Here is a 22,908-nt window from a genome sequence, read left to right as displayed (position 1 = left end):
GCACTTTGACACATAGCGTTCACACGCAGCCTGATCTGCGCAGAACGCTATACGTATTCATGACTGCGATCGCCGCGCGACTCGGCTGGTATCGGCTGGAACGACTGTTGAACTCAATACCCGACAGCAACGACGACTTCATGATCTTCTGACGCTATTAAAAGCGACTATGCTTCTAATGACGTCACAGTCGGAACGAATTGATGAACCGACAGGAATTCACATCATGAAGTACGCAACCTCGTTACTCGCAATCGCTGTTGCTGCCTGTCTACCCGCGTCGGCTTTGGCTCAAGCCAATGCAGGCGGCTACTACACGCCGATTCCTCCGCCGCCACCGCCGGCAACCTACCAGTCCCACTTTGCGCCGCCGGGCGCTTATGGGGCGCCGGGTACTTACGTGTACCGGACCAATCCGCCGCCCGTCGTTTATTCCGCGCCGCCTGTCGGCTACGGCTATGGTTATAGCAACGGAAAGGGCAACGGTTGGCAGAGAGGCTACCGTCGCTGGTGAAGTGTGATTCACTCTTCTCGCTACGAGAATGCTGTTTTCTTGCAGGCAGGCATTCTCTGCATTCCGTTCCTCCGTCAGCATGTCTCCAGTGCGTCACGTTCCGTTGCATCGAACGGACATGACGCGTCTTCTGACTTAAGGTGGAGGCTTCATGACGAACCAGGCAGTTATTGCGGTCGATATCCAGAACGACTATTTCGCTGGCGGCAAGTGGACATTGGCGGAAGTCGATTCCGCTTCAGATAATGCGAGTGCTGTCATCGAGGCAGCGAGAAAGAATGGCGACCTCGTCGTTCATATCCAGCACGTAACACTGGCGGAAAATGCGCCCTTTTTTGTGCCGGATTCCGAAGGCGTACAGCTACATCCGAAGACCAGAAATCTTCCCGGTGAACGCGTTATCGTCAAGCATCACATGAATCCGTTTCGCGAAACGGACCTGCAGCAAGTGCTGGAAAAGAGCGGTATCGAGAAGGTTGTCGTGGTCGGAAACATGAGCCACATGTGCATCGATGCCGTCACCCGTCATGCCGTCGACCTCGGCTATCAGACGACCGTCATTCACGACGCCTGCGCCACACACGACCTTGAATTCAATGGAGTCCGCGTCCCTGCGATGCATGTGCATGCCGCGTTCATGGCGGCACTGCGCTTCGGCTACGCGAAGCTGGTGTCTGCAGCGGAATTCGTGGGTTGATTTGCCCGGCGCGGTATCGCGAAGACTTCGCGGTTGCCGGGCAATGTTTTGATGCGTGAGAGCCTTGCTGTAGCCGCTCTCACGTCAAGACGTTCTTCTATTATTCGTTCTCTTCGAAGTAGTGCCCAAACTTCACCTGCTTGGTGCGGATATAGCGCTCGTTCTCTTCGCGCATCGGAATGGCGAGCGCCACACGTTCGCAAACAGGAATGCCGTGCTTCGACAGCGAGTCGAACTTCTTCGGGTTGTTGCTCATCAGGCGCACGGACGTGACCTTCAGCAGACGCAGAATGGCCGCGGCCGAGTCGTACTCGCGTGAATCGTCGGGCAGGCCGAGATCGAGGTTGGCTTCGACGGTATCGCGGCCCTGCTCCTGCAGCGCATACGCGCGAATCTTGTTCGACAGGCCGATACCGCGCCCTTCGTGGCCGCGCAGATACAGCAGCACGCCGCAGCCTTCCGCAGCGATATAGCGCAGCGCGAGATCGAGCTGCTCGCCGCAGTCGCAACGATACGAGCCGAGCACGTCGCCCGTCAGACACTCGGAATGCAGGCGCGTGAGCACCGACTGTTTGCTCTCGACATCGCCCATGACGAGCGCGAAATGCTCGGCACCCGAGTCGTTCACGCGAAACACGTAGGATTTGAAGGTGCCGTAGCGGGTGGGAAGCATGGCGGTCGCGTCGAGCGTGACGCATTCGCCGGTGATTGCGCCGTCAGCTAGCGACGGATCGTGAGACATGGGCATGGCATTAGCGGAATTGCGGACATGAACCCGTGAACGACCGGGGATAAAGTACAGAAGCGGAGTTTACCGCTAAACGGCGAATTGTACCTGGCAGCCGCTTCGCGTTGGTGCGCGTGGTGCAATCCGGTGCATCCGCCGATGCATCGCCCGACGGCTGCGACAGTAAACCGTCAATTCGCATGACATGCGTGCCAGTCCCCACGAAACCAGGCGAACCGAGCGTCGCCGCAGCCGTCGTCGACGCCTATACTTGACTTGCGCTTGATCTGCGCTTGACGTGCCTCTCCTTCACCCCAGCGCGCCGCGGCCAGGCGTGCTGCACTGCAAACGGAGCCGCTCCATGACTAGCGTTGCACAAGTCCTCAAATCGAAGCCGAATCAAGACGTCTACACGATCGAAGCAGCCGATTCCGTCTACAACGCCATCAAGCTGATGGCCGAGAAACAGATCGGTGCGCTGATCGTCAAGGAAAACGGGGCGATCGCGGGGATCGTCACCGAACGCGACTATGCGCGCAAGATCGTGCTGATGGACCGTTCGTCGAAGACAACGCCCGTACGCGACATCATGAGCAGCGCTGTGCGCTTCGTGCGCCCGGAGCAGACCACGGACGAGTGCATGGCGCTGATGACGGAACGTCGTATGCGTCACCTGCCCGTCCTGGAGGCCGACCAGCTGATCGGCATGGTGTCGATTGGCGACCTCGTGAAGAACATCATCGCCGAGCAGCAGTTCACGATCCAGCAGCTCGAGCATTACATACACGGCGCATGACGGCCTGAGCGCAAAGCGTGGCGGCAACCGTGTGCCGCAACGTCTCCTCCGCAAGCCAGCAAAAAAAGCCCAATCCGCGAGGTTGGGCTAAGCCACCTTGCGGCGGCGGAGGTTCATGCTTTCGTGGACGGCGGCACGGGGAACGTTTTCCGTCCCTTTCCGCGCTGGCGCCGCCGTCTGGATGTCTGTCACACGCGCTTCACGTTCGAGCCGAAGCCGCGCATGCCGGGCCGTGAACACTGCGGCCCGTTTGCGATCATCGATTAATGACCGAAGTACACGTCTTGCGCCGGGTTCAGCGTCTTCGCACCCGATTGCGACGAGCCGTTGGTCGACGCACCGTAGCCCGTATCGGCGACGGGGGCTTGCGCCACTGCACCGTTTTGAGCCGAGACGCGCGCTTCGGCAGCCTGGATGTCGGCCGGATAGGTCGAGTCGACAGCCGTCGCCGGGTTGTAGCCTGCTTTTTCCAGCTGGACCAGTTGCGCGCGGACTTCAGCGCGGGTCACGGGCTGGTTCGACTGGGCGAACGACACAGCGGGAACGGCGAGAACAGCAGCGAGGGCAACAGCTTTGAGCAGCGATTTCATGGTAACTACCTCCAGAAAGTTGTTTTGTCAGGCGCTTCAGCCATCTGTTTGTGAAGCGAGTGAAGCCAGTTTAGCCACCAGCCGACTAAGGGGAAACCCCTATTCCGGAGATACTTAATTGCGCTCATTGCAAAAGTCAGGCGACGCTGCAAGCGTCTGTCAATACTCCCGATAGCGTGGCGTAATAGTGTCGGTACGCCGCTGCGCCTGTTACGACGATGGCGGCATCTCGCCCGTCAACAGCTTGCGCGGCCCGCTGACGAACGAACTGCCGGGCACATAGAAGCGCAGCAGCCGGTGCGTCTCGCGTGCGATGCCGATCCGCGTCGTAACGGCGAACGGCGTCTGTGCCTGATCGGTTGCGCCGAGCCACAGGCCGTGTCCCGTGCAAAGATCGGCGCCGTCGAAGCCAAGGCCGATGCCCAAAGCAAGTGCGAGCCGTCCAGGTCCGCGCGTCAGGTCGCGCGGCTTCGTGCCGGGCCGGCGCGCCTGCATCGACTCGATACCCTCGACGGGTTCGAGCGCCCGGATCAGCACGGCAGCGCCCGTCCCTGCGTGCTCGCTGACCACGTTGATCACGTTGTAGATGCCGTACGTGAGGCGTACATAGGCGTGCCCGCGCTCGAGAAACATCGAGCCGTTGTACGCGCGCCGCCCCGGATACGCATGATTGGTCGAATCGCCGACGGGATACGCCTCCGTCTCGACGATCCGCCCCGCGGCCCGCCCTTCGGGCAGATCGTGGACCAGGTATTTACCCAGTAAGAAGCGTGCAAGGTCAACCGTATCGACGGGTAGATCGTTGCGATGTAGAGGAACGAGGGAATGCGTCGTTTTCGTCATGCGAAGATGTGCCGGGGGCGCAGCGCCGGGACCGTGTACAGCATGATGACGCGACGCTCGGATCCATGCACGGCGCACGTCGAATGGTGAAACTGGCATCGATCCGTTGTAGCAATGCCGCATCCCCGCGACCCTTCTTCTTCATTGTGGAACCAATTGAGGTATCGTTACTGTCCAGCCAGCCGCATCGGTGACTCTGGCATGCCAGTTCTAACGGCAAGCCGCCCGGTGCGTGAACAACCCGCAGCCGTTTTCATCCCAGAAGTAAAGAAGTGGTAGTGCAGTGGTATCGCGCGTGAAGAACCCGTTCGCCGGGCGCGTTTCAGGCGCGACACCGTCGCAAATCATGACAACAGGAGAAAGTGAATGAAGGCGATCCAGGCAATCAAGATGGTAAGTGCAGCACTCGTGGTTCTCGCATCGGTCAATGCTTACGCTCAGGCCAGCGATGCCGACATGACGGCTCAACCGAGCGCCAAGCAAACGTCGAAGGCAGCCAAGTCGGCTGACCGCGCACTCGCGAAGAAGGTCCGCGGCGCGCTGGCGAAGGCCAAGGATCTCAGCGTTGCCAACATCACGGTTCGTGCGCGCAGCGGTGCAGTGACGCTGCAGGGCTCGGTGCCGGAGCAGCCGCAAGTCGACAAGGCAACGCAGGTTGCTCAAGGCGTTCAGGGCGTGACGTCCGTCAAGAACGCACTGACGATCCGCCCGGTCGGCCAGTAAATTCGCCGCAGTGCCTGCTCGCGTCCACATGTGGGCGCGATAGCCGGACAACGCACCGCTCTTCGTCGCGAGGAGCGGTGTTTTTCTTTGTAGCGTGCATTTTTTGCGTGCCAGTCACACCGCCCGCCTCTGCGGCTGGTTTAATCTCAAGAACAACAACAAACGGACTGAACCCATGGCATCGACATCGCCCGTATTGCCCCGCTGGACGATCGCAGCGCCCATCATCGCGTGGATCGTGCTCGGCGCCGCTTATGCGCTGCCCGGCAACGGCCTGCTGACGGCGCTCGCCGCGATTGCGCTGGCGGGCTCGGTGTTCGCGGGCGTGCATCACGCGGAAGTGGTCGCGCATCGGGTCGGCGAACCGTTCGGCACGCTCGTGCTGGCCGTCGCCGTGACGGTGATCGAAGTCGCGCTGATCGTTTCCGTAATGCTGTCGGCGGGACCGGAGAAAGCGGGCCTCGCGCGCGACACCGTGTTCGCCGCGGTGATGATCGTGTGCAACGGGATCGTCGGGATCTGTCTTCTGGTGGGCGGCTTGCACCATCGCGAGCAGGGCTTCCAGATTCGCGGCGCCAGCGCGGCGCTGGCCGTGCTCGCCTCGCTTTCCGTATTGACGATGGTGATGCCCAACTACACGAGCGTCGCGCTCGGCCCCGCGCTCAGCGACTCGCAGCTCGCGTTCGCGGGCGTGTCGTCGCTGGTGCTGTATGGCGTGTTCGTGTTCGTGCAGACCGTGCGCCACCGCGATTACTTTCTCGCCGACGCCCGTGCCGGCGATGAAAGCGTGCACGCCGAGCCGCCCAGCGCACGCGTCGCGCTGACGAGCAGCGCCTTGCTGGTGGTGAGCCTCGTCGCGGTCGTACTGCTCGCGAAGGTGCTCTCGCCCGTCGTCGAGCGCGCGGTGCTCGAAGCGGGCGCGCCTGCCGCCGTGGTCGGTATCGTGATCGCCGCGCTCGTGCTGCTGCCCGAAGGACTCGCTGCCGTGCGTGCTGCGCGCGCCGACCGTCTGCAGACCAGTCTCAATCTCGCGCTCGGCTCGGCGCTCGCGAGTATCGGTTTGACGATTCCGACCGTCGCGCTGGTCTTCATCTGGACGGGCCGTCCGCTCGTGCTCGGCATCGACGGCAAGGACACCGTGCTGCTCACGCTGACGCTGCTGATCAGCACACTCACGCTCGGCACCGGCCGCACGACGATTCTGCAAGGCGCCGTGCATCTGTCGCTGTTCGCTGCGTATCTGTTTCTTTCTTTCGCGCCCTGATCGATACAAACGCCAATACTCACGTCGCCCAGTTGCGGTCGATCCAGTCGCGAAACAGATTGACCTTCTGCTGATGCGCGACGCTGTCGGGATACACGAAGTAGTAGCGCGCGCCCGTCGTGAGCACGGTATCGAACGGACGCACGAGCCGTTGCGCCGCCACGTCCTCTTCGATCAGCGCGAGATCGCTGATCGCCACGCCGAAGCCCTGTAACGCGGCGTTCGTCGCGAGGTCGAGCGTATCGAAGCTCGGGCCGAGATTCGCATCGACGTCGCGCGCGTCCACGTGATCGAGCCACATCTTCCAGTCGCGGTGATCGCGCGTCGGATGCAACAGCGTGTGCCGCGACAGATCGGCGGCCTTTACAAGCGGCTTGTCCTGCAACAGCTGCGGCGCGCACACGGGCGTGAGCCGTTCCTCGAAAAGCGGCACGGCCTGCACGTCCGCGCCCGCCGACGTGCCATAGACGATCGCGGCATCGAATGGCTCGACCTGGAAGTCGACGTCGTGCTGCCATGTCGTCGTGATCTGCACGTGCAGATCGGGATAGTCGGCCTGGAACTGCATGATTTTCGGCAGCATCCAGCGCATCACGCAGGTCGGCACCTTCAACGCGAGATCGGTGCGTTGCCGCGTGAGACGCAGCGAAATCTCTTCGATGCGCGCAAAGCTCTCCTTGACGGCGGGCAGCAGCAGTTCACCTTCCGCCGTCAACGTCAGGCCCTTTGCGTGCCGTTTGAAGAGCGGGAACTGATAGTAGTCTTCGAGCGCGAGAATCTGCCGGCTCACGGCGCCTTGCGTGAGACACAGATGCTCGGCTGCGCGCGTGAAGCTGCGATGGCGCGCGACGGTCTCGAAGATCTGCAGGGCATTCAGTGGCGGAAGTCGTCGCATGAGGATTCGCGGAGTCGTAGCATCAGGAAAATTCATCGCGTGTGCATGCTTTGTTTTCGTGCATGCGCGGGATAAGACCCAAGCATACGCGATCCAAAATTCGCCGCACTCGCTCCTCATGCGTAAAGCTCATACATGAATTGCCTCGGGAGAACCCCTACGGCATGAGCGCCGTGCATGGCTTCCATGCGCAGATTTCGATTGTTCGAGGTTTTTGGCAAACCTAGAGTGGCTTCACCGCAGTTCCAACATTCATAAAGGATGCACCGATGACCACCGCCGCTTTCTCTCGCCGCCGCTTCACCCGCGCATTCGCCGCGCTCGCTTTCGCAGGCGCCGCGCTTACCGCCTTCGCGCCGGCCGCGCATGCGGACGCGCTCGATACGATCGCGAAGTCGGGCGTGGTGCGCGTCGGCGTGTTCATGGACTATCCGCCGTTCGGCTCGATCGGTCCGGACATGAAGCCGCAAGGCTATGACATCGACGTCGCGAACCTGATCGGCAAGTCGCTCGGCGCGAAGGTCGAACTCGTGGCCGTGACGGGCGACAACCGCATGGCCTATCTCGCCGACCACAAGGCGGACATGCTGCTGAGCGTCGGCCAGACGCCCGAGCGCGAAAAGGTGATCGATTTCTCGCAGCCTTATGCGCCCTACTACCTCGCCGTGTTCGGGCCGAAGTCGCTGAAAGTGAAGGACGCGAACGATCTGGCGGGCAAGAGCATTTCTGTCGCGCGCGGCACGCTGGAGGACCTGAGCGTGACGAAGATCGCGCCGCCGTCGGCGAACATCAAACGTTTCGACGATCCGAACGGTGCTATTTCGGCGTTTCTTTCTGGTCAGGTACAGTTGATGGTCGTCGGTAACGATGTGGGCGCGACGATCCTCGCGCGCCATCCTGCCAACGATCCCGAGCAGAAGTTCTCGCTGTTCAGTTCGCCCGATCACGTCGGCCTGAACAAGAACGAGCCGCGTCTGCTGAAGAAAGTCGACGAGACCATCGCGCGCGCCCGCAAGGACGGCACGATGAACGCGATTTCGCAGAAGTGGCTGCGCGCGCCGCTGCCCGAAAATCTCTAAGCCTTTCCTTCAATCAGCCGATGTCACGATGAGCCGCATGCGATGAGTTACACGTTCGATTTCAGCAGTTTCGACATGTATGCGGGGATGCTCGTGCGTGGCGTTGGTGTGACGCTCGGGCTGACGGCGGTATCGACCGTGCTCGGCGGACTGGTGGGCATTGCGGGCGCGGTGGTGGCCGCGTCCGGGCCGAAGTGGGCGCGCTGGCTGACCGCTTCCTATGTCGAGGTGATCCGCAACACGCCGTTCCTGGTGCAGCTGTTCTTCGTGTTTTTCGGGCTGCCGAGTCTCGGCATACACATCGACGAAATACAGGCCGCGATTCTCGCGATGACGGTAAACCTTGGCGCGTACGCAATTGAAATCGTGCGTGCGGGGATCGACTCGATACCGCGCGGCCAGGTTCAGGCAGCGCAAGCGCTCGGCTTGCAGGGACGTCAGGTGTTCCGTCATGTCGTGTTGCCGCAGGCGATTGCCAATGTGTTTCCTGCGCTGTTGAGTCAGGTGTTGATCGTGATGCTCGGCTCGGCTGTCGTGTCGCAGATCTCGGTGCCCGATCTGACTTACGCGGCGAACTATATCCAGTCGCGCAACTTCCGATCGTTCGAGGCGTACGTGATCATCACGACGACGTATCTGGTGTTGTCGATCGTATTGCGGCAGGTGTTGAACCGGCTTGGCAAGGGCCTTTTTGCAGGACGCGCCGCACGTTCCGCCGATACGTCGAAGCGTGGCTTTTTCTCATTGCGCGGCGCGCGTGCTGCTGCATCGACGACGGAGCGCTCGTCATGATCGAATTCACGCTCTGGGACATTGCGCGTAATTTGCTGCTTGCGGCGCGCTGGACGGTGTTGCTGTCGTTGATTGCGTTTGTCGGCGGCGGTGTTGTCGGCTTGTTGTTGCTCGCGATGCGGGTGTCGCCGTTGCCCTGGCTGCGCCGCGTTGTCGTGCTGTATGTCGAGCTGTTTCAGGGTACGCCTTTGCTGATGCAACTGTTTCTGGCGTTCTTTGGTTTGCCGTTGATGGGCATCGATGTGTCGCCCTGGGTGGCGGCTACCGTCACTTTGACGCTTTATACCAGTGCTTATCTCGCCGATATCTGGCGGGGATGTGTCGAAGCTGTTCCGCGGGGGCAGTGGGCCGCTGGGGCTAGTCTTGGGATGACGTTTGCGCAGCAATTGCGGTTTATTGTCTGGCCGCAGGCCTTGAAGATTGCTGTTGCTCCTACCGTTGGTTTTCTTGTGCAGGTCGTGAAGAGTACTGCTCTCACTTCTATCATTGGGTTCACCGAGCTTACCAAGACCGGCAACATGATTACTAATGCTGCGTTTCGGCCGTTTCCTATCTATGGGATGGTTGCTGTTTTGTATTTTTTAATGTGTTTTCCTTTGACCTGGTGGGCTCGGGTTTTGGAGCGGAAGCATAAGGTTACGCAGCATCGTTGACGGTTTTTTGTCTGCGACGCTAGTCGCCATTATTTGTTTTTTTCTTTTGGGTGGCATCCGCGATTTCTTACTGGTACTTCGCGCGTCGCCCCTGTGCGGGGCAGCACCTACTTTTCTTTGCAGCGGCAAAGAAAAGTAGGCAAAAGAAAGCCGCTTTTGTACCTCCGGTGCCTGCCAGGTTCGCACTACGGCATGCCGCAGTTGAGCCGTCGCGCAGCGACGTCCGCACTCCGTAGAAAGCCCGTAGTCAACCGCGCACTGCGCGAAAACCCCACACACAGTCTGGAGCACATACCGCCGCAATTGGGCCGACGGCAAACGGACAAGACCGCCGACCGAATGTGCCCCAGGTGGATGTCATCTTTCGCGCCGCGCGCGCCTGACTGCGGGCTTTCTACGGAGTGTTTGCGTCGCTGCGCGACAGCTTAAAGAACATGTATTGTGGCGTTATCCTGGCAGGCACCGGAGGTTTGAAGCGGCTTTCTTTTGCCTACTTTTCTTTGCCGCTGCAAAGAAAAGTAGGTGCCGCCCCGCACAGGGGCAACGCCTGAAGCACAGACATGAACTCGCGGATGCCACCCAAAAGCCAAAAACAAAAAAGCAAAAAGAATGGCGACTAGCGTCGCAGACAAAAAACCTACTTAACAGTAGCCTTCCTGATCTTGGCAACTTCACCAGCGCCAACAGCAGGCGCGCCATTATTCCATCCAGCACGAACAAACGAAACCACATCAGCGACCTGCTGATCACTCAGCACAGAAGCATACTTAGGCATAGGATAAGCCGCAGGAATCCCACCAATCACAAGATCCTCGGTCCCATTCAACGTAACGTTAATCAACGAACTAGGATCTTTTTCAAGCACATTAGGATTCCCAGCAAGCGGCGCAAGCATAGGCGCGAACCCGCGCCCATCGACCCCATGACAGTGCATGCAATACGCCGTATAAACCCGAGCCCCCGCATCGTTAGCCGGCCGCGTCAACGACACCTTCGTCGCCTTCGCGTCATACGCATAAGCAGCGCCACCCGAACCACCCGCCGCCGGTAGCGACTTCAGATACCGCGACATCGCCGCAACATCGGCATCCGTCATCGCCTGCGTACTGTTGTTGATCACGCTCGTCATCGCGCCGAACGCCGACGCATGCTGGTTCGCACCCGTCTTCAGAAACTGCGCGACATCGGCTTCCGACCAACGGCCCAAACCGACGTTATGCTCGCCCGTCAAATTAGAGGCGAACCAGTTATCGAGCAAACCGCCCGTCAAAAACGCACTGCCGCTTTCGTCGAGCGCCTTCTCCTGGAAGGCGACGCCGCGAGGCGTATGACATGAGCCGCAGTGCCCGAGTCCCTGAATCAGATACGCGCCGCGATTCCATGCGACGTCCTTGCCAGCCTTGTCGCGATACACGTCCTTGTCGAGAAAGACCATGTTCCAGAACTTCAGCGGCCAGCGCATATTCATCGGCCACTTGATGTCCGACTCTCGGTTCGCCTGCTTCACAGGCGTCACGCCGTTCATGAAGTACGCGTAAAGCGCATGCATGTCGTCGTCGTTGACCTTCGCGTACGACGGATAGGGCATCGCCGGATACAGATTGTGGCCGTCCTTCGCGACGCCTTCGCGCATCGCCCGCCTGAAGTCGTCCTCGCTGTACTGGCCGATCCCCGTATCCTTGTCCGGCGTGATGTTGGTCGAGTAGATCGCGCCCATCGGCGTCATCATCGGCAGGCCGCCCGCGAACGGCTTGCCGTGCGGCGCGGAGTGACACGCGATGCAGTCGCCCGCCTTCGCCAGATATTCGCCACGCTTGACGAGCGCATCGTCGGCGGCGTTTGCAAACAGCGGCAGCGCAAGCGCGGCGCACAGAGCCAAAGCCTTGAATGTCGTTTTCATCGCCGGCCCCCTTATGCGCTCATCAATTGATTGCCGACGGGCAATTGCCGCAGGCGCTTGCCCGTCGCCGCGTAGATCGCGTTGGCGACGGCGGGAATGGCAGCCGCCGTCCCCGGCTCGCCGATGCCGCCCGGCGCCTCGCTGCTCTTCACGATATGCACGTCGATAGGCGGCGTCTCGTGGATGCGCAATATCCGGTAGTCGGTGAAATTGGTCTGCTGCACACGGCCGCGATCGATCGTGATCTCGCCGTACAGCGCCGCCGTGATCGCGAAGATGATGCCGCCCGAAATCTGCGCTTCGACGGTGTTCGGATTGACCACCATGCCGCAATCGACGGCGCACACGACGCGCGTCACGCGCACTTCGCCCTGATCGATGGCGACGTCCGCCACCATCGAAAAGAAGCTGCCGAACGCATGCATCACCGACACGCCGCGCCCCTGCCCCTTCGGCACCGCGTTGCCCCAGCCTGCTGCCTGCGTCGCGACGTTCAACACATTCAACGCGCGCGGCGTCTTGCCGAGCAGATCGCGCCGATACTTCACGGGATCGACCTTGGCCTGCACCGCGAGTTCGTCGATGAAACTCTCGACGACCCATGTGCCACGCGTCGGCCCGACGCCGCGCCAGAACGCCGTCGGTATGTCGCGCGGTTCCTGGCGCACGTAATCGATCAGCTGGTTCGGCAGGTCGTACGGCAGATCGGCGGCCACTTCGACGGCATCGGGATCGACGCCGTTCTTGACGGCGGGCGGCGCGAATCGCGAGAGAATCGACGAACCGACGATGCGATGCTGCCACGCAATCGGCTTGCCGTTCGCATCGAGCCCCGCGGAAATCCTGTCGTAGTAGGCCGGCCGGAACATGTCGTGCTGGATGTCTTCCTCGCGCGTCCACACCACTTTGACGGGCACGTTCAGCTGTTTCGCTACCTTCGTCGCCTGCGTGACCATGTCGAACTCGAGCCGTCGCCCAAAGCCGCCGCCGAGCAGGAAGTTGTGCACGATGATCTTGTCGGCGGGTAGACCCGTGACCTTCGCGCCCGCATCGCGCGCCCGCGTCGGCACCTGCGTGCCGACCCAGATCTCGCAGCTGTCGGGCTTCACGTGCACCGTGCAGTTGATCGGCTCCATCGTCGCGTGCGCGAGAAACGGCTGCTGATACACGGCATCGATGCGCGTCTTCGCCTGCGAAAACGCGTTGTTCACGTCGCCTTCCTTGCGCGCGACGGCACCGTTGCCTTGCGACGCCTTCGCCAGATCGTCGAAGATCGTCTTCGTCGACACCGTCGCGCCCGCGCCTTCGTTCCACGTGATCGTCAACGCCGACGCGCCGCGTTTCGCGGCCCACGTGTGATCGCCGATCACGGCCACGCCGTTGTCGAACTTCACGATCTGCCGCACGCCGGGAATCTTCTTCGCCGCCGTATCGTCGACGCTCGCGAGCGTGCCGCCGAACACCGGGCAATTGACGATGGCCGCGTACACCATGTCGGGCAGACGCACGTCGAGGCCGAAGATCGCGCTGCCGTCCACCTTCTCCGGCGAATCGAGGCGCTTCGCCTGCGTGCCGATCAGCTTGAAATCCTTCGGGTCCTTGAGCGGCACGTTCTCGGGAACGGGCAGCTTCGCCGCCGCTTCGACGAGTTGTCCATACGCGATGCTGCGTTTCGTGTCGGCATGAATCACCTGGCCGTTCTCCGCATGACACGACGCGGGTTCGACCTGCCACTGCTGCGCGGCCGCGTTGATCAGCAGCGTGCGTGCGGTCGCGCCCGCTCGGCGCATCGGTTCCCACGCGTAGCGGATCGACGTCGAGCCGCCCGTCAGCTGGCCGCCGAGCAACGGATCCGTGAAGAGCTTTTCGTTGGGCGGCGCGTGATCGACGGTGACGCTGTCGAGCGGCACTTCGAGTTCTTCCGCGATCAGCATCGGAATCGACGTGTACACGCCCTGGCCCATTTCGACCTTCGGAATGATCAGCGAGACCTTGCCTGCCGTGTCGATCTGCACGAACGCGTTGGGCGCGAACACGCCGTTTTGCGGCGTCTCCACGCCGTCGCCGCCGATCACCGTCTTGCGTACGTCGCCCTGGCCGCGTGCGGTGACGCTGAAACCGAGCATGAGTCCACCGCCCGCCATGGCAGCGACGCTCGCGCTGAACTTGAGAAACGTGCGGCGCGAGAGAGCGGCATGATCGTCATCGCGCGGCTTGCCGTTTTGTGCATCGAGCAGTCCTTGCGACATGTCACGCCTCCTTCGCGGCCTGCTTCACGGCAGCGCGGATGCGGTTGTACGTGCCGCAGCGGCAGATGTTGCCCGCCATGGCTGCGTCGATGTCGGCGTCGCTCGGGTTCGGGTTCTGCGCGAGCAGCGACGCCGCCTGCATCACCTGACCGGACTGACAGTAGCCGCATTGCACGACGTCGATATGCCGCCACGCGGCCTGTACTTTCTTGCCGGCAGGCGTATCGCCGACGGCTTCGATCGTCGTGATCTTCTTGTCGCCGACTGCCGCGATGGGCAGCACGCACGAGCGAACGGCGACGCCGTCGAGATGCACGGTGCACGCGCCGCATTGCGCAATGCCGCAACCGAACTTCGTTCCTGTGAGACCGACGATATCGCGCAGCACCCAGAGCACGGGCATGTCGGGCGGCGCGTCGACCGTGTGAGACTGACCGTTGATGTTCAGCGTTGTCATGAGCGTTTCCGTAAGTGGGATGTTTTTATCCGCCGACGTCGAACAAAAGCCGGTCGATGACCGTTCTTTGTTAGACGTGACGCGCTAATCATGCGATGCCGACGAGTGCATACGCACCGCTTGCATACGTTGCGCATGCATCGGGAAATCGTTCAGTCGATTGTAGAGGCACGTTAAAAAACGTGCGTGCGAAGTGTCGGAAGCGTGGGACGCGAAGGTGCGGGAAGTGCGGGAAGAAGCAACGTGGCAATGCGCTGCTTCTTCCGCGAGAGAACGCGCTACTCGTTCACGGGCAGATACTGCGAGCGGAGCGCTGTAGGCGGGAAGATCGCGAGGCCCGTCTGTTTCGTGAACGCGTAACGCACGTACACCGCTGCGACGAACTCGCGGTATTCGTACGCGTTGCCGAACGACGCCGCCGCGCCCACCGCCAGTTGCGGCGCCAGCTGATATTCGCCGACGGCATCGATCGAATAAGACACGCCCGTCTTGCTCTGGCCAGGATAGACGGCATTGGTGTCAGGCACGGGCTGTTTCGCGCTGGCAAAGCGCGAGGCGGCAGAGCTTTGCAGACCCGGATCGATCGGGAAATACGGCGAATCGTCCTGCCGGTAATGCTGCACGCCGATCGATGCCTTCAGGTCGTAGGTGAACGGCCCGTTGCGCCCTGTCCATTCGATCGGCAGATTCAGGATCGCGTACTGCTGCGGACTGAAGTAGCCGCCCTGCCCATACGTAAAGTACGAGAGGTTCTTGTTGTAGTGCATCAGCGTCGTATTCACGCCGACCGTGAAGGTCTGGTCGGCATCCTTGTACAGCCGCGTGTACACGCCGCCGCCGCCCTTGACCGAATTGTTCGATGCGACGTGATGGCCATCGTAGTAGTCCCACGCCGCGTTCGCGTACAGGCCGCTGGTGCCGTCGTCCCAGCCGACGTCGGCCCGAATGCCGTTCGACGTCACGCCACCCCATTCGAGGTTAGCCAGTTGGTCCCGCGCGCCTGCGTAGGACAACAGGCTGTCCGTCACGGCCCGGCGTCCCGCCGTCAGCCTGTAGGACACCTTGTCGGTCAGCCCGCCCTTGTACTGCACGCCGCCGACAAGATTCTGCTCGCGAAAACCGAACGGCGTCGCGCCGACATCCGCCTTCAGCCCTCGATAGTCATAACCGACGCCCACGCCGACACCCGTCGCCGTTTGCGAGCCGTACGGATTGCTCGTCTGGTCCGTCTGCGCCGAACCGAAGCGCGCGATCGTGTTCGAGTTGTTACTCGCCGTGCCCGCATCGAGCGTGACGGGCGTGACCTGGACGGTCACATGTCCATCGCCCGCACGGATGCGGCCTTGCAGCGGCGCTTCGATGTCGGTCAGATTCGACAGGCCGTTTTCGCCGTCGCGATTGCGAAACTGGATGCCGCCGCTCACCGTGCTCGTCTGCTCGCGGTTGATCTGTGCGAGTTCTTCTTCGACGGTGAGAGGCTGGGTCTGCGCCGGCTGCGGATACTGGCGGTTCTGTTCGTCCTGCAGCTGCGCATTGCGCGTCGGATACGGCGCGGGCGGCTGCGGAACGTACGGCACGAGGCCGTAGCCCTGGTTCGTGTAGTTCTGCGGATAGGCCTGTTGAGGATACGGCTGCTGCGGATACGGTTGCTGTTGATAGTTCTGCTGCGGATACGGCTGTTGCGCATACGCGCGCTGTTGCGGGTATGGCTGCTGCGGATAAGCGGGCTGCTGTTGCGGATACTGCTGCGGGTAAGCCTGCTGCTGCGGATACGGATAACCGCCCTGCTGCTGCGCATACGCAGCGTTGTTATTCGACGTCCGCGCATTCTTCGACGTGCGTTTCTTCGACGCCGGCTGTGCGTTCATCGGCTGCTGCGTCGCCTGCGCCTGCGCGGCGGCTTGCGCCTGAGGTGACATCGGCCAGGGCGTGCTCACATCGTTCGGTTGCGCGTACACCGGTTGCGGATACGGATGCGCGGGCATCTGCTGCGCATACGGCTGTTGATACGGCTGCTGATAAGGCTGAGGCTGCGCATAAGCTTGCGCCGGATACGCCTGCCCCGGCGCGAGCCCGCCGCCCGACTGCGACGAACCGTATTGATCGGGACCGTAACCGTCCGCATCGGGCGACGTATCGCGCTCGTCCGATTTCGCTTGCGGCGCGAGAACGCCGAGCGAATTGATCTGCATGGCCGGTTGCATTTGCGGCTGCGGCGCGACATAAGGCGCATATGGCGCGGTTGCCGGCTGCGTCGGCGGAGTATAGGCAGGCATGGCGGGCATCGGATACGGTTGAGTGTTCTGCGCAGGGAACGGCACACTGTTCGACGCATCCGCCGACGTCCGGTTCGCAAACGGATTCGTGCCGGGCAGCGGAATCGGACCTCGCGAGCGCAGCGGCACGTCCCAGCCGCTCGGCACAGGCTGTCCGTTCGCGCCCGCCGTTTGCGCGCCGGGACGCGCGAGCGGCGCATTCTGCGCAATCAGTGCACGCTGGAAATACTGCGCGGCCAGACTGTTCCGGCCTTGCGCGCGATACATGCGGCCCATCGCGGCGAGCGCGTCGGCATTGTTCGGCGCGATGCGCAACGCCTGCTTCAGCGTCGATTCGGCGAAATCGAACTTGCGGATCTGCGTTGCCGCGCCCGCCGCGTTCAGCAGCAGGCCGAGATCGTTCGGATTCTGCGCGAGCGCGAGGCGATACGTTGCCAGCGCGTTCGCGTTGTCGTTGTTCGCGGTGTACAGGCGCGCGAGCGCAGCCAGAATGTCGGGATCGTTCGGCCGCGCGGCGAGCCACGGCGACAGCACGTCGAAGGCGCTTGCCAGGTCGTTCGCCTGACGCAGCGCGTCCGTTCGGCGCACGACGATCGCCACGTTGATCTTCTCGAAGTCGCTGCGCTGCTGGCCCGTCAGTTGCATCGATGCCAGGCGGCGCATCACTTCGCCCAGCTCGACGTCCTGGCCCGCGTTCAGCAGAATGCCCGCATCGGTGAGCAGCAAGCCCGCGTCGTTCGGTGATCGCGCGACGGCGCTGCGCACCATCATCAACGCACGCGCCGTATCGCCCGTATTCACATACGCCGACGCAATCGCGCCGATCAGCTCGGCATTCGTGCCCGCGACCGGCTCCGCGTTCTGCAGCAGCGCGCGCGCTTGCGCGACACGGCCGCTTTTCGCGAGCGCCACGGCTTCGTCGCACTGCTGATGTACCCACAGCCGATGCTGCAGCATCGCCATCTGGTCGGTGCGTTTATTCGCGGGAATGTGTTCGAGTTGCGACAGGCCGTAGCGCCAGTCCTGCATGTCGGCGGCGAGCAAGGCGCTCGCGTAGTACGCGTCGGGCATGTCCGGATGCAGCGCGATCAGGCCATCCATGATGCTCTTCGCATTCGCATACGCGCCCTGCTTCGCGTAGATGCGCGCGAGGTCGAGACGCAGCCACGGATCGTCGGGATTGCTCAGCAGCGCGTCTTCGAACAGGCTGCGCGCATTGCCGAGATCGCCGCGCGCTTCAGCCGCGCGCGCCTGCGCCGCCTGCGCCTCGCCGCGCAGACGATCTGCGCCGCCCACTTTCTTGCGCTGCTCGTCCGTCAACTGGTTCGCGAAACTGAGCGCCTCGTCGCCGCGTCCTTGCGCGGCGAGCGCGCCGACCAGCCCGCGAATCGCATCGGGGTTGTCGGCCTGACGACGCAGCGCCATCCGGAACGCCGCTTCCGCGCCGCGCGGATCGCCGCCTTGCATCAGCAGATCGCCGAGCGCGGTTTGCGCCGTCACGTCGCCGGGACTCACGGCGATCGCCTTTTCGAACGATGCCTTCGCCTGCGTCAGATTGCCGTTGCTCTGCTCGCCGAGGCCTTCGCTCGTGTACATCCAGTACGTCGCGCTGTTGAGCGCCTCGCGCCAGCGCGCCGCGCCGCCCTGCTGCGACGCGCGCAGCAGATACTCGCGCGCCTGCGCGAACTGCTCCTGCTTGAGCAGCGCGACGCCCATGCCGCCGAGCGCGTCGCCGTCGTTCGGTGCACTCGCGAGCACCGACGAAAAGCGCGCCTTTGCCGTGACGAGATCGCCACGATCGAGCGCCGCGAAACCTTCGGCCACGGCGCGGCCGCGCGCGTCCGAGCCGGCATTCTGCTGCGCACGCTCGCTCGCGCGACGGTCCTGTTCCGCGATCGAATCGGCGCGCGCCTTGACGGCGGCATCGTCGGGCGCGACGGACAGATACGCCTGAAACAGCGGCGCATCCGACGCGCGTACGCCGAGCCACAGCAGCGCCTGACGCCAGGCTGCCTTCGCCTGCGCGCCGACGATCGAATCCTTCGACAACTGCGCAAGCTGTTCGATGCCCTCGCGCCGGTTCGCCTCGCGATACGTCAGATGCTGCGCATACGCGAGCGCAAAATGCGGATCGTCGCGATGTTCGCGCGCCAGCTGTTCGAGTCCGCGACGCGCCTCTTCCCAGCCTTGTGGCGACGAACCGAGCGCCTGGTAATACTCGAGCGCAAGCTGCGGATTGTTCGGCTTCGCGCCGAGCGCCTGACGGTAAGCCTGCGCCGCCGATGCCTGCTGACCTGACTGCGCCAGCCGCCGCGCATCGTTGACGGCCTGATCGGTCGGACTCGACTGGCCGAGACGGCGCGCGAGTTCGTCGATGTTCGGATAGTTCGGCGCGGCCTGGCGCAGCCGCGCGAGATATTGCTGCGCGCCCGCGCCGTCCTTGCGGTCGGACATCACGATGCCCATGCCGTACAGCGCGTCGGGCTGCTTAGGATCGATGCGCAACACTTTCAGCCACGCCTGTTCGGCGAGGTCGCCGCGCTTGTGCGCCTGCCAGTACTTGCCCTGATCGATCAGCACGTTCATCGGGTCGTTCGGCTGCGCCTGCGTCTGTGCCTGGGCGAATGCCGACGCCGCCGCGCCCGCACCGAGCGTGAGCGCGACACCGATTACGAGCGCGCGTTGGCGGATTGGCATGTGTTCTCCCAACGCGGCACGAGACGGCCGTTTTCATCGAAGCGGTAGCGGCCGTCTGCGGACCCTGTACCGAAGAGCATCAACACCTCGTCGTAATAGACAGGCTGGTTTTGAGTGGTTTGCGCGGCGCCTGGCGCGGGCGTCGCGAGCGAGGCCAGATGCGTCTGCGCGAGGCCCGCGGCGCGCGTGTCGCCGAGCGCGCGGAAATACGGCAGCAGCGCGCCCCAGAAGCCGATCGGGCCTTCGCCCGTCGCGTTGCCCGTGGTCGTCGCGACTTTTTCCGGCGGCACGCCCGTCTGCGCGATCCGGTCGCGCATGCCGTGCAGCGCGGCGAGCCAGGGCTTCGCGAGAGGATCGGTGGAAGCCGTCAGGCCTGCCCACAGATACACACGAATCGCGTCGTAGCTGCCGACATCGCCCTTTTGCGGATCGACGATGAACTGCCCATCACGATACGCCGCCCAGTCCGGCGCATAGCCGAGCGGCGCGGTCGTCTTGACGAGCTTGTACGCATTGTCCGCGACGCGCGACCACGGCCCGTTCGGCGACTGTGCGGCAAGCGCACGAATCAATGGCAACGGCAGATAGCTCGGATTCAGACGCGTCGTCGAGCCGTTGCGGAAACCTTGCGGACCGGGCAAGAGCATCGGACCGAGACCGCGCAGATCGGCGACTTCCTGCTTTTCGATCTGCGTGACGAGCGCGTACGCGAGCTTCGTGTACGCGGGCTCATGCCACAGACGCCCTGCCTCGAACAGATCGTAGGCGATCCACACATCGGAATCGGCAGCCGAATTCGGATCGATCACGCCATACGAGCCGTCCGGTTTCTTGCCCCATTGCCACGACGGCAGCTTCACATCGTCGCCGTCGAAACGGCCCGCCGACAGATTGGCGCGCGTCCAGCGCAACAGGCGCTCGAAGGTCGCGCGGTCGTTGGCGACGAGCGCGAAGAACAGGCCGTACGACTGGCCTTCCGACGTGGTCTGCTGCGTGGGCGTCGAAAAATCGACGACGCGTCCGTCCTGCTGCACGAAGCGCGACACGAACGCGCGATACGCGGACCAGTCGTCACAAGTTGCGGCTTGCGCGGAGCCCGTCATGCCCACGACGAAACTCGCGCACGCAAGCGCGCGAACGAGCGGCGCGCGCAATGGGCGCAATGGGCGAAGGGAAAACGCCGCCCGCATGTCAATCCTTCAGCCGGCGCGCGGCGACGGCACGCAACAGCCGGTAGAACACGGCCGCGATGATCAGCGCCGCCAGCAGGCCGCCGAACATCAGCAGCAGCGGATGCACGGACAGCGCCCAGCGCATGTACTCGACGGGCGACAGATGGCCGACGTAGTACACATCGCCGTTCGACACCACTTCGAGCGTCCGGCCGCGCACGACCGTCAGTCCGCCCTGAATCCCCTGCACGAGATCGGGGTCGAGCATCGCGTTGGTCAGATCGGTTTCGGACTGGCCCGGCGCCGAAATCAGCGCAACCACGCTGCGGCCTTTTTCGAGCGGCGACTGGAAGCCGGTGATGATCGCGTCGCCGGATGCATTCACCAGCGACAGGTCCGCGCGCCCCGCCGTGCGCACGCCCCCGCGATTGCCGTGCCACCAGTTGGCGATGCGGAACGACACGTTCGAGAACTGCATGCGCCGCGCGTCGTCGGCGGCGGCGAACGGCATGTCTTTTTCCCATGTGGTCAATAACGGCTGCTGGCCGGGCGCGCCGATCACGAGCAGATCCTTGTCGGCGAGACGCTGCACGTCGGCGGCCGTCGCGACGGTGACGCCCGTCACGGGATACACCGTCGATGCGCCCATGCGGCCCATCACCATCAGATAAAGGCTGTAGTCGCTCGGGTTCGCGTTGACGGGCAGGACCACGGCCGTCTGCGACAGGTCGGCGAGCTTCGTGAACGGCCAACCGCTGTTCGCGAACGCGGCAAGATCGGGCAGCGCCATGTAATGCGGGAACGACGACAGATCGATCGTCGAATCGGGATCGATCTCGCCGCGCACGTTGTCGAGCACCTGCCCCTGGCATTCGCCCGTCTTCGGCATGTCGTAGTAGAAGTGGAAACGCAACTGCGCCTGCGACGCGAGCAGATGCGGCGGAATGTAGATCTCTTTCGACGCGGGCGCTGTGTGATCCGGCAGCATCCGGTTCAGATAGCGGCCGAGATCGAGCATCGACGACGACTCGGCCGGAATGCGCAGCGCCTGCACGAAGTTGTTGTTGACGCTGACGTTCAAAGTCGAACGATCGGGGGCGGGACGCACCGTGTAGCGGTAACGCAGATCGACGGGCACGCCCTTCGTGCGCCACGTGAAGAGATCGGGCGCGATGCGCAGATCGACGCGCACCACGTCGGGGTTGTAGCCGCGCACGGACAGATCCTTCGGCACGGTCAGTTCACCGAAACGCACAGCGCGGTCGGTCGGCAGCCAGCCCGGTGCATCGTACGGCTGACGCGCGCGCGGCGCATCGACGTGCGTGATCGTCTGCACGGTGCCCGACAGCGCCGCCTCGCCGAGCGACAGCGCGTTCGCCGCGATCTTCAGCTCGCGCGCGTCACGGCCCATCACGAGCAGCAGCTTGCCGCGCGCGGGCGCCTCGCGATCGACGATCGCGAGCATCGGACCGTTGATGGTCGGCAGCGTGACGCCCGCGGGACGTTCGTCGTTGGTCGCGAACACCACGGCGTTGCCCGACAGCGGCGCGTTGTCGAGTTGCGCGGGGAACAGCGCGCCGCGATAGCCGGCCAGCGAGCCGAACCACGACGCGACGGCGCCCGCCGCTTCGAGTGCTTGCGACGAGGGCTTCGCGGCGAACACGAACGGTAATTCGAGCCGGCGGATATCGCGCCGGTCGAAGAACGGCAGCGGCAACGCGCCGAGATCCGGTTTCGTCGCCAGCGACGCGAACGTCAGATCGAGCGAACTCGCGTTGCTCACTGTCGCCCACAGCGCGCTGCTCGCGGGATCTTCACAGCCTTGCGTGTAATGACCAATCAACTGCACGTTGAGGTGATTGAACTCGGTGATGAGGCGCGGTTCGAGCGGAATGTCGCGCGCGAGCAGCGTGCCCGCCTGCTCGCGCGGCAGCGGCAGCGTCGCGGCCACTTCGCCGTTCACGAGCACTTTCAGATGCGACAGGTTCGACAGCAGCGACGGCGAATAGCTGTAGATCAGATGCAGATTTGCACCCGTCACCACTTCGTCGGCGCGCACCGAGAACGGCACGCCGTTCTGTCCGTCGACACCGCGCAGTTGCAACGGATCGAGCGCGCCGAGTTGCGCGAACGTGAAGGTCTGACGGCGACCGCCCGAGACGGCCGTGCCGTTGTCCGCTGTGGTCGGCATCGTGTCGCGGCCGCTGCGCACGGCGGCGAAGGTCTGCGGCGTCGGCTCGGCGAACGACGGCTGCTGCGCCGCGCGCGGATCGACGGGCTTGGCCGACGGCAGCGGCGGCAAGGCGTTATCGGCGGATGCGGGCGCGGTTGATTGGGCGACGAGCGGCTTGTTTGCCGGAGTCGTGCCCGGCGTCACTGCGAGTTGCGCGTTCGTCGCCGGGATCGCACCCGGCGCGGTATCGGATGCTGCCTGCACGGCGGGCAACGTGGCCGCGAACAGCAGCGCCGCAACCGTCGCGCGCAGCGGCAACCTGCACATGCGGCGCGCCAGCATGCTCACGCCAGCGCGCACACCCGCCCTCATCGCCGCTGATACAGCGTCGTCGTTTCGCAAGATCCCCAT

The 22,908-nt window shown here is 63.2% G+C and carries 18 protein-coding genes; 8 read left to right on the top strand and 10 right to left on the bottom strand.

Features of this window, described 5'->3' with window-relative positions:
• Positions 1-226: 226 nt before the first annotated feature.
• Both QEN71_RS08655 and QEN71_RS08650 read left to right on the top strand, forming a co-directional pair.
• Complete coding sequence (locus QEN71_RS08655; RefSeq protein ID WP_201654661.1) at positions 227-514, top strand: hypothetical protein; 288 nt, start codon at positions 227-229, stop codon at positions 512-514.
• A gap of 151 nt (positions 515-665) precedes the next feature.
• The gene (locus QEN71_RS08650; protein ID WP_201654664.1) at positions 666-1,211 is read left to right on the top strand and encodes a cysteine hydrolase family protein; all 546 of its coding nucleotides are present in this window, start codon (positions 666-668) and stop codon (positions 1,209-1,211) included.
• 100 nt (positions 1,212-1,311) lie between these two features.
• Here the strand turns inward: QEN71_RS08650 and ribA are convergent, their stop codons facing one another.
• Positions 1,312-1,959 (bottom strand): GTP cyclohydrolase II, encoded by a 648-nt coding sequence (ribA, locus tag QEN71_RS08645; protein WP_377791430.1) that lies wholly within the window; start codon positions 1,957-1,959, stop codon positions 1,312-1,314.
• Positions 1,960-2,299: 340 nt separating this feature from the next.
• Between ribA and QEN71_RS08640 the strand changes: the two genes are divergently transcribed.
• Positions 2,300-2,734 carry a CBS domain-containing protein gene (locus QEN71_RS08640; RefSeq protein WP_201654671.1) on the top strand — a complete coding sequence of 145 codons (435 nt, stop codon included), beginning with the start codon at positions 2,300-2,302 and terminating at the stop codon, positions 2,732-2,734.
• A gap of 263 nt (positions 2,735-2,997) precedes the next feature.
• On the opposite strand, the gene QEN71_RS08635 is transcribed toward QEN71_RS08640, so the two are convergent.
• On the bottom strand, positions 2,998-3,324 hold the full coding sequence (locus QEN71_RS08635; protein WP_201654674.1) for a DUF4148 domain-containing protein: 327 nt from the start codon (positions 3,322-3,324) through the stop codon (positions 2,998-3,000).
• A 210-nt stretch (positions 3,325-3,534) separates the two neighbouring features.
• Positions 3,535-4,167 (bottom strand): DNA-3-methyladenine glycosylase, encoded by a 633-nt coding sequence (locus tag QEN71_RS08630; RefSeq protein ID WP_201654677.1) that lies wholly within the window; start codon positions 4,165-4,167, stop codon positions 3,535-3,537.
• 366 nt (positions 4,168-4,533) lie between these two features.
• Between QEN71_RS08630 and QEN71_RS08625 the strand changes: the two genes are divergently transcribed.
• Together QEN71_RS08625 and QEN71_RS08620 are read left to right on the top strand one after the other, a co-directional pair.
• A complete protein-coding gene (locus tag QEN71_RS08625) occupies positions 4,534-4,890 on the top strand; it encodes a BON domain-containing protein (RefSeq protein ID WP_201654706.1) in 357 nt (118 codons plus the stop codon).
• 175 nt (positions 4,891-5,065) lie between these two features.
• Positions 5,066-6,154 (top strand): calcium:proton antiporter, encoded by a 1,089-nt coding sequence (locus QEN71_RS08620; RefSeq protein ID WP_201654709.1) that lies wholly within the window; start codon positions 5,066-5,068, stop codon positions 6,152-6,154.
• A 19-nt stretch (positions 6,155-6,173) separates the two neighbouring features.
• Here QEN71_RS08620 and QEN71_RS08615 read toward each other — a convergent pair whose 3' ends face one another.
• On the bottom strand, positions 6,174-7,049 hold the full coding sequence (locus tag QEN71_RS08615; RefSeq protein ID WP_201654712.1) for a LysR substrate-binding domain-containing protein: 876 nt from the start codon (positions 7,047-7,049) through the stop codon (positions 6,174-6,176).
• 269 nt (positions 7,050-7,318) lie between these two features.
• On the opposite strand from QEN71_RS08615, the gene QEN71_RS08610 reads away from it, so the two are divergent.
• The 3 genes from QEN71_RS08610 to QEN71_RS08600 are packed head-to-tail and all read left to right on the top strand — an operon-like array spanning position 7,319 to position 9,573.
• Positions 7,319-8,128 carry a transporter substrate-binding domain-containing protein gene (locus QEN71_RS08610; RefSeq protein WP_201654715.1) on the top strand — a complete coding sequence of 270 codons (810 nt, stop codon included), beginning with the start codon at positions 7,319-7,321 and terminating at the stop codon, positions 8,126-8,128.
• Between the two features lie 42 nt (positions 8,129-8,170).
• Complete coding sequence (locus tag QEN71_RS08605; RefSeq protein WP_201654719.1) at positions 8,171-8,920, top strand: amino acid ABC transporter permease; 750 nt, start codon at positions 8,171-8,173, stop codon at positions 8,918-8,920.
• A complete protein-coding gene (locus tag QEN71_RS08600) occupies positions 8,917-9,573 on the top strand; it encodes an amino acid ABC transporter permease (protein WP_201654722.1) in 657 nt (218 codons plus the stop codon). Before QEN71_RS08605 ends, QEN71_RS08600 begins: the two co-directional genes overlap by 4 nt.
• A 637-nt stretch (positions 9,574-10,210) precedes the next feature.
• On the opposite strand, the gene QEN71_RS08595 is transcribed toward QEN71_RS08600, so the two are convergent.
• The 6 genes from QEN71_RS08595 to bcsB form a co-directional block, all read right to left on the bottom strand.
• Complete coding sequence (locus tag QEN71_RS08595; protein WP_201654725.1) at positions 10,211-11,473, bottom strand: c-type cytochrome; 1,263 nt, start codon at positions 11,471-11,473, stop codon at positions 10,211-10,213.
• Positions 11,474-11,484: 11 nt separating this feature from the next.
• Positions 11,485-13,722: a xanthine dehydrogenase family protein molybdopterin-binding subunit gene (locus QEN71_RS08590; RefSeq protein ID WP_201654728.1), complete on the bottom strand. Its 2,238-nt coding sequence runs from the start codon at positions 13,720-13,722 to the stop codon at positions 11,485-11,487.
• A gap of 1 nt (position 13,723) precedes the next feature.
• On the bottom strand, positions 13,724-14,179 hold the full coding sequence (locus QEN71_RS08585) for a (2Fe-2S)-binding protein (RefSeq protein ID WP_201654731.1): 456 nt from the start codon (positions 14,177-14,179) through the stop codon (positions 13,724-13,726).
• Positions 14,180-14,457: 278 nt separating this feature from the next.
• The gene (locus tag QEN71_RS08580; RefSeq protein WP_201654734.1) at positions 14,458-19,152 is read right to left on the bottom strand and encodes a cellulose synthase subunit BcsC-related outer membrane protein; all 4,695 of its coding nucleotides are present in this window, start codon (positions 19,150-19,152) and stop codon (positions 14,458-14,460) included.
• Positions 19,125-20,342: a cellulose synthase complex periplasmic endoglucanase BcsZ gene (gene bcsZ / locus QEN71_RS08575; protein WP_201654737.1), complete on the bottom strand. Its 1,218-nt coding sequence runs from the start codon at positions 20,340-20,342 to the stop codon at positions 19,125-19,127. The genes QEN71_RS08580 and bcsZ overlap by 28 nt, the downstream gene beginning before the upstream one ends.
• A 1-nt stretch (position 20,343) precedes the next feature.
• On the bottom strand, positions 20,344-22,908 hold the full coding sequence (gene bcsB / locus QEN71_RS08570) for a cellulose biosynthesis cyclic di-GMP-binding regulatory protein BcsB (RefSeq protein ID WP_201654740.1): 2,565 nt from the start codon (positions 22,906-22,908) through the stop codon (positions 20,344-20,346).

This window comes from Paraburkholderia sabiae (assembly GCF_030412785.1).
Classification (GTDB): Bacteria; Pseudomonadota; Gammaproteobacteria; order Burkholderiales; family Burkholderiaceae; genus Paraburkholderia; species Paraburkholderia sabiae.
The sequence above is the reverse complement of the archived record's forward strand: the minus strand, read 5'-3'. Positions and strand labels throughout refer to the sequence as shown.